Source organism: Clostridium amylolyticum, assembly GCF_900142075.1.
GTDB classification, from domain to species: Bacteria; Bacillota; Clostridia; order Clostridiales; family Clostridiaceae; genus Clostridium_AA; species Clostridium_AA amylolyticum.
In genome coordinates, this window is record NZ_FQZO01000004.1 from 95589 (window position 1) to 107663 (window position 12075).

Here is a 12075-nt window from a genome sequence, read left to right on the forward strand (position 1 = left end):
ATTTACAATCATTGTAAATAGCCATTTGTCTATTTTATACAAAAAAAAATTTTTTATATTTTTTAAGCAAAAAACCCTCACTAAAATTTCAGAGGGTTTAAAGTTTCACTTTAAATATTAATTTGAGGTTTATCATCTATATTAATATGATTTCCCCTAGCATAATAAAATAAATATTGCTGAGCAAAGCCTGATAAATCTCCAAACTTTTCTCTTGCAAAAACTCTTATTTTAGGGAGAGAAACATCTGGTGCTAAATAAAAGAATTGCATAGCTCTCTTAACCCATACATCCACAGGAAATGCAGAATACTTATTCATAGAAAACAGCATAATGCAATCTGCAACCTTAGGTCCTATACCTGAAAACCCTTGAAGAGCAGTGTGGCACTCATCAGCTTCCATGGCTTTTATTCTATTTAAATCATACTTCAATATCTCATTAAGTTCTTCTTCAGATCTTGTAAATTGTCCTTTATCTTCTGCCTTTGTATTGTCTATAACCATATTAATTTTATCCACAGTATCTTTAAGGTATTTACTTCTAAAGGATCCTCCACAAGACTCATAATCCTCTACTTTTAGGTTTCTAAGTTCCTCAGGAGTGGGGAAGGCATAATAGGTTTCGCCTTTATACACTATAGCTTTTCCATATGCTTTGCTTATATTTTTAATAGTTCGCATTATTATAGGAATGCTGTTCCTTGCAGATATTATAAAAGATAGAGTTATCTCAAAAGGATCCTGTTGAAGCAGCCTAATGCCATAACCATATTCCACAGCTTCACTTAAAAGAGGGTCTTTACTCAATTTATCTTTTATACTTCCATAATCCCTGTTTAAATCAAAATAATTTACCCATAAGGAATTAAAATCTTCTATATTGGTGTTATAGATTATAATATCATCATCTTTCTTTTCAAGCTCTATAACCCTTCCATAAACTACCCCTATGTAATTTCCATTTTCTTGTCTTTCCCATCTAAAGCATTGACCGCAGTCAAAGGTATGATTAAGTTCAAAATTTTTAACACCCTTAATTATCACTCCACCATGAAAGCTTTCTATATTTTTAAAATCCATATATATCACCTATTTTCTTTCTCTATTTATTATATCCTCCAATATATCTGCTGAGGTTTCTATCATTTTACCGCATCTAACTTCATCATCTTTTTTATATTGTGCTTTTAATTCTGCACAGTTATTCATATTAAGTTCCTTTTTAAATCTTTCCATAAGCTCTTTTGTAAGTTCTTTTATCTTTGCACTTTCATGAGCTCTCTCCTCAGTAAACATAATACCTAAAACCGCTGCTGCACCTGTAATTGCTCCACAGACCTCTTCTACAGCGAGCCCACCTCCAAAAGCAGACATAGTCTTAAAAACTTCCTTAGGAAGATTTAAATTGTAAGCTTCATTAGCAGCATACATAATGGTTTCCGCACAATTTAAATCATAATTCTTATCATAGTATTTTAACGCATATTCCTTAAGCATAAAAATCCCCCTTATGAATAATTAATTTCCATTAATATAAATTATAATATATCCACAATGAAAATGTAATAATAAAATATAATAAAAACTAAAATAGAACTCTAAAATAATAAAATCTTATAATTTAATATAAAAAAATTTAAATATAAAAGTTTAATATAAAAGCCCAAGCATATAAAAATATAAAATATAAAAATATAAAAAGGTGAAGATTTGAAAATCAAATCCTTCACCTTATAGTATTAAATTATATTCTTACTTTGATCAAGTGATTCTTAGGTTCAGGTGGGGTTTGTTTTTTGACCCCATCTGAACCTTAGAAGAACTTATCTAGGCGCGTAACAGTGCTTATCCCCCACTTTGATAGAAGATGGGGGTATTAGCAATGGTAGCGATCAGATAAAAATTCATCTATAGCCTTGGCTGCTTTTTTACCTGCTCCCATGGCAAGTATTACTGTAGCCGCACCTGTTACAGCATCTCCTCCAGCATATACATTTTCTCTTGAGGTTAGTCCAGTATCTTCTTCTGCTATAATACATCTTCTCTTATTTACTTCTAATCCTTTAGTAGTAGAAGCTATAAGAGGATTTGGAGAAGTACCTAAGGACATGATTACTGTATCCACATCCATTATAAATTCAGACCCTGGAATTTCTACAGGCTTTCTTCTTCCTGAAGCATCCGGTTCTCCTAGCTGCATCTTTATGCATTTCATGCCATTTACCCAACCTCTTTCATCTTGAAGTATTTCTATAGGGTTGGTTAGAGTATCAAAAATTACTCCTTCTTCTTTTGCATGATGAACTTCTTCTAGTCTTGCAGGCAGTTCTGCTTCACTTCTTCTATAGACTATATGAGATTCAGATCCCAGCCTTAAAGCTGTTCTTGCAGCATCCATAGCTACGTTACCGCCGCCTACTACTGCAACTTTTTCCCCTAATCTTATAGGAGTGGAATATCCTTCTTTAAAGGCTTTCATCAGGTTATTTCTAGTTAAAAATTCATTAGCTGAGAATACGCCGTTAGCATTTTCTCCTGGTATCCCCATAAAGTTTGGAAGACCTGCTCCTGAACCTATAAACACCGCTTCAAAGCCTTCTTCTTCAAATAACTGATCTATCGTTACAGTTCTTCCTACTATAACGTTAGTTTCTATGTTCACACCTAATTTTTTAACATTTTCCACTTCATGCTTAACTACGGTATCTTTAGGTAGTCTAAACTCAGGAATTCCATATACTAAAACTCCACCTGGTTCATGAAGAGCTTCAAATATAGTAACATTATAGCCCATTTTTGCTAAGTCTCCTGCACAAGTAAGACCTGCAGGGCCGCTACCGATAACTGCCACCTTTACGCCTTTGCTAGGTGCCACTTCAGATAAATCTATGTTATTTTCTCTAGACCAATCTGCTACAAATCTTTCAAGCTTTCCTATAGCTACTGCCTCACCTTTTATACCAAGGATACATTTACCTTCACATTGCACTTCTTGAGGGCATACCCTTCCGCATACCGCTGGTAAAGCACTAGACTTTGCTATGGTTTTTGCTGCTGCTTCAAACTCACCATTTTTTACATGCTGTATAAATTCAGGGATGCCTATGGTTACTGGACACTCCGTTACACACATAGGTTTTTTACAATTTAAGCATCTTGAAGCTTCGGCCATAGCCTCTTCAGGTGTATAACCTAAACACACTTCTTCAAAGTTTGAAGCTCTCACTTTAGGCTCTTGTTCGCTTATGGGTATCCTTTTCATTCTGTCCACTATTTGTCACCTCCGCATCCGCATCCACCATGATGGTGAGTGTCTCCTTCTTCTTTTTTTAGTATTTTTCTGCCCTCTTGAGATTTATACATAGTCTGTCTTCTCATAGCTTCATCAAAGTTAACTAAGTGTCCATCAAATTCCGGACCATCCACGCAGGCAAATTTAACTTCGCCGCCTACAGTTACTCTACAAGCTCCACACATGCCAGTACCATCTACCATTATTGGGTTTAAGCTAACCACTGTATTAATGCCTAATTCTTTTGTAAGTATAGTTACAAACTTCATCATTATCATGGGTCCTATAGCCACCACTAAATCATAATGTTTTCCTTGATTTTCCACTAAGTCTCTTAGCAAATCAGTTACCAAACCCTTAAAGCCATAAGATCCATCATCTGTAGCTACGTAAACATTTCCTGCTACGCTTTTCATTTCTTCTTCTAATATTAAAAGTTCTTTGGATTTAGAGCCAACTATTACGTCTGCTTTTATCCCTCTTTCATGAAGCCATTTTACTTGAGGGTAAACCGGTGCTGTACCCACCCCCCCAGCAATAAACATTATTTTCTTATTTTTTAATTCTTCTATATCTTCATGTACCATCTCTGAAGGTCTGCCTAAAGGACCTACAAAATCTGCAAAATATTGTCCCTCTTCATATCTTGCCATTTCCTTTGTTGATTCTCCTAAGGTTTGAAACACTATGGTGACACTGCCCTTTTCTTTGTCATAATCACATATAGTAAGCGGTATTCTTTCGCCTTTTTCATCCATCTTTAATATGACGAATTGACCTGGCTCGCAAGATCTAGCTACTCTTGGAGCTTCAATATCCATTAGATAGATGTTGTTAGCTAGTAGCCTCTTACCTAAAATTTTGTACATTATTCATTCCCCCATACAGTTATATTTACTGTGCTTAAAGTCCATATATATTGTAGCATATTTTTTTAAAAATTATAAAGGAAATTATTAAATTTTCAAAGTTTTCAACCTATTAATGTTTTCATTAATTACAATATCCTTGAAAATTTTAAAATAGAGCTTGAACATCTCAAGCTCTATTTTATTATAATTAATACCTATTATTTTACATTACGGTTTCACTGAATTCTAAAAGAATTTTTCATTAGAATGTGCATTTGTCCCCATAATATACACAAGTATATAATTTTTTCATCTCTTCTACGGTAATTTCTCTTGGATTTGACCCTGTACAAGCATCTGCCACAGCGTTAGTAGCTATTTTGTCTAAGTTAGCCTTAAAATCTTCTTCTGATATTCCGTATTCTTTTAAGCTTTGTGGTATGTTCATCTTTTTGTTCATATCTTTTATCATATCAGTTAATGCATCTACCAGCTCATTATCACTGTTTCCTTTTAATCCTAACTTCTTAGCTATTAATGCATATCTATCACCGCTAGCCTTTTTATTAAAGTCTATTACATAGGGTAAGTATACAGCATTAGCGCATCCATGAGGTATATGGAATACAGCGCCGGTTTTATGAGCCATACTATGAGTTATCCCCAGTAAAGCATTGGTAAATGCCATTCCTGCTAAACATTGAGCTATGTGCATCTGTTCTCTTGCCTTCATATCTCCATTATAAGAATCGAATAAATATTCATTGATCATCTCTATAGCCTGCATAGCAAGAGGGTCTGAGAAAGGTGATCTTAACCCTGCTACATAAGCTTCAATAGCATGAGTTAATGCATCCATTCCTGTGTAAGCTGTAAGTTTAGCTGGCATAGTTTCAGCTAAATCTGAATCTACAATAGCTACGTCAGGGGTTAAATTAAAATCTGCTAAGGGATATTTTATACCTAGGCTATAGTCAGTGATAACTGAAAAGGCAGTTACTTCTGTAGCTGTTCCACTAGTAGATGGAATAGCTGCAAATTTAGCCTTGTTTCTTAATTCAGGTACTGTAAATGGATCTTTAACATCATCAAAAGTCACTTCTGGGTGCTCATAGAATATCCACATTGCTTTTGCTGCATCTATAGGAGAGCCTCCGCCAATAGCTACTATCCAGTCTGGACCAAATTCTCTCATGGTTTCTGCGCCCTTCATAACGGTTTCTACAGATGGGTCTGGTTCAACGCCTTCAATTAACTTTACATCCATACCAGCTTCTTTAAGGTAGGCTTTCACCTTATCTAGAAATCCAAATTTCTGCATGGAACTTCCACCAGTTACTATAACGGCCTTTTTGCCCTTTAAATTCTTTAAAACTTCCATACTGCCTTTTCCGAAATAAATGTCTCTTGGTAAAGTAAATCTGTTCATTTTTGTACCTCCTAATTAATATGTTTAGATTTATATATATATTTAAATAGCAAGTGCCATGCCAACTTAGATATTTATTTAACAATATAGTCAATATTTTTATACTCTTAAATAAATTCGAAGGTTATCACCTATTAAATTAAAAGCTTTTTATTTAATTTTTTCCATATATAAATTAAAAATAAATAAAAACGCTCTATAATCGAACACATAATCAAAATTTTTATGTTCTATTATAGAGCACTGTATTTTTTTCGAACAAGTTAAATTATTAACTTTATTATATTATAAACAACACTATCAGAACCAAAATAATACCGGAAAACATACTTTTTTTCTTATAATCTTCCCAATTAGTACTAGTTTTCATAGCATAAATATCTACAAAATAATTAATTACTATAAATGCAAATACCATAATAGCATAATTCTTATTGTTTATAGCATTATACTGTCTAAAACTCATATATAAAAACAATCCAGCTACTATAATATCTGCTATGGGGTCTGATTTAATAAACTTCTTAAATTCTTTGTCCTTTTGTATGTAAATATTGTATTTATCTATATTTATCAGTTTTTGATACTTATCAAAAGCCTCTTTGCTTTTTATTTGTATCAATGCTTTTATAAAATATACTAAAGCGAAGATTATAAAAGCATATTTTACATTGTAAAGGGCTAATAAAGCAGCTAGGGTTCCAAATATTAGTGAGGTTAAAACTCCTCTTAAAGACATTGCTATTCCTCCATATCATTAATTAATGTTGTACTTTCTAATCTTATTATACAATGTATTTCTACCTATACATAGCATTTCTGAAGCTTTAGATATATTACCTTCATACTTGTCAAGGGCATGTATTATAGCGTTTTTTTCTACTTCCCATAAAGGCTTTACACTTTCTTCTTCCTTAAGAGACATATCATGGTGATTAATAACTGTAATAAGTTCACTCTGCTCTTCTTTAATAGAAAATTCAAAATCTATGCTTCCTTCCAGGTTTAACACTTTTTCTATAAAATTCTCCAATTCTCTCACATTGCCTTCCCAAGGACTATTTATCATTTTAAAATAATTTTCTTGAGATATTACAGGTATATCCTTGTTTAGCTTTTGAGATTTAACCTTTAAAAAGTGCTGTATAAGCAATTTTATGTCTTCTTTACGTTCCCTTAAAGGCGGTATGATAATGGGTATGACACTTAATCTATAATAAAGATCCTGCCTAAAAGTGCCTCTTGCCACTTCTTTTCTTAGATCCTTATTGGTAGCGGCTATTATCCTTACATTCACAGGTATGTATTTATTACCGCCTACTCTGGTAACTACCCCCTCCTGCAATACCCTAAGGAGATTCACCTGCATTTCTAATGGCATTTCCCCTATTTCATCTAAAAATAAGGTACCTCCATTAGCTAGCTCAAATTTCCCAGGCTGCCCGCCTTTTTTTGCTCCGGTAAAAGCCCCTTCTTCATAACCAAAAAGTTCACTTTCTATTAGATTTTTAGATATAGCACCACAATTTATAGCTACAAATCCAAAGTTTTTTCTATGGCTATAATTATGTATAGACTGAGCTAAAACTTCCTTACCTGTGCCGCTTTCCCCTTCTATAAGTATAGTGGAGGGGCTGTTAGCTACATTTTTAGCATACTCTTTAATCCTTTTAATCTCATAACTTTCTCCAATAAAATCCTCAAAGGTATATCTAGCGTTCATACCGCTGTATTTATTAACCAGTTTTATAACATTTTCAATATCTTTTAATAATATTACCGCTCCCACCATATTCCCTTCCTCTGATAATATGGGATAAGCATTCATATTATATCGCTTTCTAACACCTTTTATTGCAAAGTATATTTCTTCATCTTGTATCTCTATACCTTCTTCCAGATTTTCAAAAAGTTCTTTCCAACGCTTTATTATACTTTCAATAGAACTGTTTAAAATAGCTTCCTTACTTACATTAAGAGTTTTACAAGCTTCGTCATTTATGCTGTTTATAATTCCTTCTCTATCTATAGCTATTATTAGAGAGGATATGGAGTCCATTATGGTATTCATATAATTATAAGCTTCATTAAGCTTCTTTTGAGCAGCATTTACCTTAAACTGATTTTCAATAAATTTAACCGCCGCTACCACCATGCCTAAAGTGTGAGGATGTACCAAATGGCTTCCCCCGGTTAAATTTAATGTACCTATTATATTACCCTCAGTGTCATGAATAGGTGCTGCAGAGCAGGTCCACCTATGATAAGCAGTTATAAAATGCTCTTTGGCTGAGATTTGTATAGGAGAGTCTTCTTTTATTGCAGTTCCCATGGCGTTGGTACCTATGCTTCCTTCATCCATATAAGCTCCAATAATCATATTTAAAGCCTTAGCAGCCTCTACTATACTATTATCACCTATGATATTTAAAATGCATCCATCTTTATCTGTAAGAAGTAATATAAACCCTGAATCCTGCAATAGGTTATATAACATTTGCATAAAGGGAGCAGCTATATCCATAAGCTTTTTGCTTTTCCTTAATGCTGTGGATACTTCACTGCCTTCTAATATCTTTTTAGGAGTTACCCTTTCTTTTTCTATGCCATAACCCCTGCTTCTTTCATGAGAATTCTTAATCATCTCTTCTCGGTTCTTTTTACTATACAATTTACCACCCCAACTTAAGATCTCAGTATATGCAATTAATTTCCTCTAACCCATTTTATCACAAAGAATCCCCCTAATGCAGAAAATTCAATTTAAAATTGAGAATTTAAAACGAAGGATGTTTTTCTGAAAAAAGAACCAGAAAAACTTTCAATATATTTAAAAAAAGAAACAAACCATTTGATATCTAAAACAGAAAAGAAACAGGTCACATAAAATGTACTATGCCTCTTTGTTTATATATAAACATCGTTAATTTTTATAATTGATAAATTGATTAATCACCTATTACTATTTTATAAATGATTAGCCAAATGAGAAGATTATGCAATAAATAATACAAAGTTTATATATACTTTCTCATATGTAATACTAAAGTTCCATCGTCTTGTAATTCTGGTTTAGAGATAACTTCATAACCAAGACTAACCCAAAAGCTGATTCCTTTAGTATTATTTTCTTGAACAGAAATAAAAACATTTGTAATTCTATATTCCTTATTCAACCATTCCTCAATAATCTTTATAACTGTTTTACCGATATTCTTGTTTCTATATTCCTCTTTTATCATTATTAGGTTTATATAAGCATCACCTCGTTGCTTTTCATACATATCAGGTATAAAATCAATAATTCCTATTACACCGTTATCACAACATATAGTACAGTAACAGCCTCCATTCCTTTTTGAATATTCTATATCACTTAAAACCATTTCTCTTGAGGCATACGGTTCCGGGCCTAAAGATAAGAAATCTTCACTCCTTTTATATACACTATAAACTTTATCAAAACCATGTACATTAAAATCTTCAATTTTAATATTCTCCTTAATAATCATCTCTTTACCATCCCCATGCTATTAATGTTATCTTACATTGATTTTACGACTCATTTTTCTACAATTGTTTATTAATATAATTATACAGAATCTCAATATACAACGGGGTTCCCTTTCTTTACTTTTTTAAACTCCAAAGTAGTTTAATATTATATTCTCCAAAATTCCACCAGGAATTTTCCCCTTCATTCTCAATTAAAAAAGAAGTGCCGCACCCCGTGCAACACTTCTTATCGTAGGTTAATTGCTATTTTATTTAAACTAAATATTATCTAGTATAATCGTGGAATCCTTTTTTAGTCTTTCTTCCAAGCCATCCAGCTCTTACATATTTTCTAAGTAAGCTGTGTGCTCTGTATTTGCTGTCTCCAGTTTCACTATATAGAACATCCATAATAGCAAGACAAACGTCTAATCCTACTAAGTCACCTAAAGCTAAAGGTCCCATAGGATGGTTTGCACCAATCATCATAGCCTTATCTATATCTTCTGCACTAGCAATACCTTCTGCAAGTATTCCCACTGCTTCATTAATCATAGGGATTAATATTCTGTTTACTACAAATCCTGGAGCTTCTGCTACTTCTACAGGATCTTTACCTATAGCCAAGGATAATTCCTTAACTTTATCGAAAGTTTCTTGAGATGTAGCCATTCCTTTAATTATTTCAACAAGCTTCATTACTGGAGCTGGGTTAAAGAAATGCATTCCTATAACCTTATCTGGTCTTTTAGTTGCTGAAGCCACTTCAGTTATGGATAATGAAGAAGTATTAGAAGCTAAAATAGTTTCTGGTTTGCATATGCTATCTAACTCAGCAAATATTCTCTTCTTTATTTCCATGTTTTCTACTGCTGCTTCAATTATAAGATCACAATCTTCAGCTAAGTTCATATCCACAGTTCCGCTAATTCTTGAAAGTATTTCATCTTTAGCTTCTGCAGTGATCTTGCCTTTTTCCACTAATCTGCTTATATTCTTGTTGATACCTGCTAATCCTTTATCAACAAATTCATCTTTTATATCTCTTAGTATTACTTCGTAACCTTTTTGAGCAAAGGCTTGAGCAATACCTGAACCCATGGTGCCCGCACCAAGAACAAATATCTTTTCCATTACTAAACCTCCTATGTTAAGATCATTTTTTAGTAAGCATTACCATATAATTATAACTCTTATGCTTCTTCTTTCATAGCCTTAACTTGAGCTATCATTTCTGGTATTACTTTATTTAAGTCTCCTACTATACCTAGGTCAGCTACCTTCATTATAGGAGCAGTTTCATCTTTATTAATAGCTATGATATAATCTGATTCTTGCATACCAGCTAAGTGCTGTATAGCTCCTGAAATACCACAAGCTATATATATGGTAGGTCTTACAGTCTTACCTGTTTGTCCAACTTGGTAATCTCTATCTAACCATCCATTTTCTACAGCAGCTCTAGAAGCAGCTACAGTTCCTCCCATAACCTCTGCCAAGTCTTGTAAAAGTTTGAAGGTGTCTTTATCACCTACTCCTCTACCTCCGGAAATGATTATGTTAGCTTCTCCGATATCTACTATATCTTTTTTCTGTTTTATAACTTCTACTATTTTAGTTCTTATGTCACTTTCTTCTAGTGAAACAGCAACTTTTTCTATAATAGCATTATTTGCTTCATTTTTGTGCATTTTTTCAAACACACCTGGTCTAACTGTAGCCATTTGTGGTCTATGATCAGCACAAGCTATAGTTGCCATTAGGTTTCCACCAAAAGCTGGTCTTGTAGCAAGAAGATATTTACCTTCTTCATCTATGTCCAAAGAAGTACAGTCTGCAGTTAATCCTGTGGATAATCTTGCAGCTACTCTAGGTCCTAAATCTCTTCCTATAAATGTTGCACCTATGAATAATATTTCTGGCTTTCTTTCATTAACTAAGTCACAGATAACCTTAGTGTATCCATCTGTAGTGAAATGTGATAGTAAAGGATTTTCAGCTACCAATACTTCATCAGCACCATGACTAGCTAAATCTTTTGCTAATTCATCTACTTTGTCTCCTAATAAAAGAGCAGTAAGCTTAACTCCAAGCTTATCAGCCATTTTTCTTCCTTCACCTAAAAGTTCCAATGAAACCTTTTGAAGTTCGCCGTCCCTCTGCTCAGCAAAAACCCAAACGCCTTTGTAATCAGCTATATTCATTATTTTTACCTCCTATAACTTAGATGTAGTGTTTTTCCTTCATTTTTTTAAGTACATAGCTTACCGCTTCTGATACAGGCTTATTAACTACCTCTCCCTGTCCTTTGGCTTCTTTGGTCATGGACTTTTTAACTTTAGTTGGTGATCCTGAAAGTCCTAGTTCTGCCTTATCTACATCTATGTCATCTGCTGTCATGATTTTGATTTCTTTGTTAGCAGATTCAAATATATATCTTGCATGCATATATCTTGGAGCATTTAATTCTTTTATTGCTGTAAGAAGCACTGGTGCTTTAACATTGATTATTTCATATCCATCTTCTAAGGCTCTGTTAATATAAAGGTCTTCACCTTCTATTTTAACTTCTTGAACATAAGTTACTTGAGGAATATCAAGGTGTTCAGCAATTTCTGGTCCAACTTGAGCTGTATCACCATCTATAGCTTGTCTACCACCAAATATTATGTCATATTCACCTATTTTTCTTATAGCTCCAGCTAAAGCTTTAGAAGTTGCTAGTGTATCTGCTCCTGCAAAAGCTCTATCTGTAATAAGAATAGCTTCATCAGCTCCCATAGCAAGAGCTTCTCTTAAAGCATCTTTAGCTTGTGGAGGTCCCATGCTTATAACTGTTACTGTAGCACCATAATTATCTTTTAATACTAGTGCTTCTTCTAAAGCATGTTTATCTTCAGGGTTTATAATTGATGGAACTCCTTCTCTAATAAGTGTTCCAGTTTTAGGATCTATTCTAACTGCAGTAGTATCAGGTACTTGTTTTAAACAAACTATTATCTTCAT

11 protein-coding genes are annotated in these 12075 nt (G+C 33.4%); all 11 read right to left on the minus strand.

Going from position 1 to position 12075, the window contains the following annotated elements; translation table 11 throughout:
* Window positions 1-110: 110 nt before the first annotated feature.
* The 11 genes from BUA82_RS10430 to BUA82_RS10480 all read right to left on the minus strand — a co-directional run bounded on the left by BUA82_RS10430 (window position 111) and on the right by BUA82_RS10480 (window position 12075).
* Window positions 111-1082: a DNA-3-methyladenine glycosylase family protein gene (locus BUA82_RS10430; protein ID WP_073007527.1), complete on the minus strand. Its 972-nt coding sequence runs from the start codon at window positions 1080-1082 to the stop codon at window positions 111-113.
* Between the two features lie 9 nt (window positions 1083-1091).
* Window positions 1092-1499, minus strand: a complete 408-nt coding sequence (locus BUA82_RS10435) for a C-GCAxxG-C-C family (seleno)protein (RefSeq protein WP_073007531.1) — start codon at window positions 1497-1499, stop codon at window positions 1092-1094.
* A 379-nt stretch (window positions 1500-1878) separates the two neighbouring features.
* Entirely contained in the window at window positions 1879-3273 is a 1395-nt protein-coding gene (gltA, locus tag BUA82_RS10440) for an NADPH-dependent glutamate synthase (RefSeq protein ID WP_143148613.1), read from the minus strand.
* Window positions 3273-4163, minus strand: coding sequence for a sulfide/dihydroorotate dehydrogenase-like FAD/NAD-binding protein (locus BUA82_RS10445; RefSeq protein WP_073007534.1), 891 nt, complete (start codon window positions 4161-4163; stop codon window positions 3273-3275). Before BUA82_RS10445 ends, gltA begins: the two co-directional genes overlap by 1 nt.
* A gap of 244 nt (window positions 4164-4407) precedes the next feature.
* Window positions 4408-5574, minus strand: a complete 1167-nt coding sequence (locus BUA82_RS10450) for an iron-containing alcohol dehydrogenase (protein WP_073007537.1) — start codon at window positions 5572-5574, stop codon at window positions 4408-4410.
* Window positions 5575-5854: 280 nt separating this feature from the next.
* On the minus strand, window positions 5855-6313 hold the full coding sequence (locus tag BUA82_RS10455) for a hypothetical protein (protein WP_073007540.1): 459 nt from the start codon (window positions 6311-6313) through the stop codon (window positions 5855-5857).
* An 18-nt stretch (window positions 6314-6331) separates the two neighbouring features.
* A complete protein-coding gene (locus BUA82_RS10460) occupies window positions 6332-8218 on the minus strand; it encodes a sigma-54-dependent Fis family transcriptional regulator (protein ID WP_073008193.1) in 1887 nt (628 codons plus the stop codon).
* A gap of 373 nt (window positions 8219-8591) precedes the next feature.
* Window positions 8592-9086, minus strand: a complete 495-nt coding sequence (locus BUA82_RS10465) for a GNAT family N-acetyltransferase (protein WP_073007543.1) — start codon at window positions 9084-9086, stop codon at window positions 8592-8594.
* 268 nt (window positions 9087-9354) lie between these two features.
* Window positions 9355-10203 (minus strand): 3-hydroxybutyryl-CoA dehydrogenase, encoded by an 849-nt coding sequence (locus BUA82_RS10470; RefSeq protein WP_073007545.1) that lies wholly within the window; start codon window positions 10201-10203, stop codon window positions 9355-9357.
* A 59-nt stretch (window positions 10204-10262) separates the two neighbouring features.
* Window positions 10263-11273 carry an electron transfer flavoprotein subunit alpha/FixB family protein gene (locus tag BUA82_RS10475; RefSeq protein ID WP_073007548.1) on the minus strand — a complete coding sequence of 337 codons (1011 nt, stop codon included), beginning with the start codon at window positions 11271-11273 and terminating at the stop codon, window positions 10263-10265.
* 19 nt (window positions 11274-11292) lie between these two features.
* Window positions 11293-12075 (minus strand): electron transfer flavoprotein subunit beta/FixA family protein, encoded by a 783-nt coding sequence (locus BUA82_RS10480; RefSeq protein ID WP_073007551.1) that lies wholly within the window; start codon window positions 12073-12075, stop codon window positions 11293-11295.

Bases quoted from the DNA above. Each gene is read 5' to 3' on its own strand.
- BUA82_RS10460 (WP_073008193.1), bottom strand. From the start codon at position 8,218: ATGATTAAGAATTCTCATGAAAGAAGCAGGGGTTATGGCATAGAAAAA.
- BUA82_RS10430 (WP_073007527.1), bottom strand. From the start codon at position 1,082: ATGGATTTTAAAAATATAGAAAGCTTTCATGGTGGAGTGATAATTAAG.
- BUA82_RS10435 (WP_073007531.1), bottom strand. From the start codon at position 1,499: ATGCTTAAGGAATATGCGTTAAAATACTATGATAAGAATTATGATTTA.
- BUA82_RS10470 (WP_073007545.1), bottom strand. From the start codon at position 10,203: ATGGAAAAGATATTTGTTCTTGGTGCGGGCACCATGGGTTCAGGTATT.
- BUA82_RS10450 (WP_073007537.1), bottom strand. From the start codon at position 5,574: ATGAACAGATTTACTTTACCAAGAGACATTTATTTCGGAAAAGGCAGT.
- BUA82_RS10465 (WP_073007543.1), bottom strand. From the start codon at position 9,086: ATGATTATTAAGGAGAATATTAAAATTGAAGATTTTAATGTACATGGT.
- BUA82_RS10445 (WP_073007534.1), bottom strand. From the start codon at position 4,163: ATGTACAAAATTTTAGGTAAGAGGCTACTAGCTAACAACATCTATCTA.
- BUA82_RS10480 (WP_073007551.1), bottom strand. From the start codon at position 12,075: ATGAAGATAATAGTTTGTTTAAAACAAGTACCTGATACTACTGCAGTT.
- BUA82_RS10475 (WP_073007548.1), bottom strand. From the start codon at position 11,273: ATGAATATAGCTGATTACAAAGGCGTTTGGGTTTTTGCTGAGCAGAGG.
- BUA82_RS10455 (WP_073007540.1), bottom strand. From the start codon at position 6,313: ATGTCTTTAAGAGGAGTTTTAACCTCACTAATATTTGGAACCCTAGCT.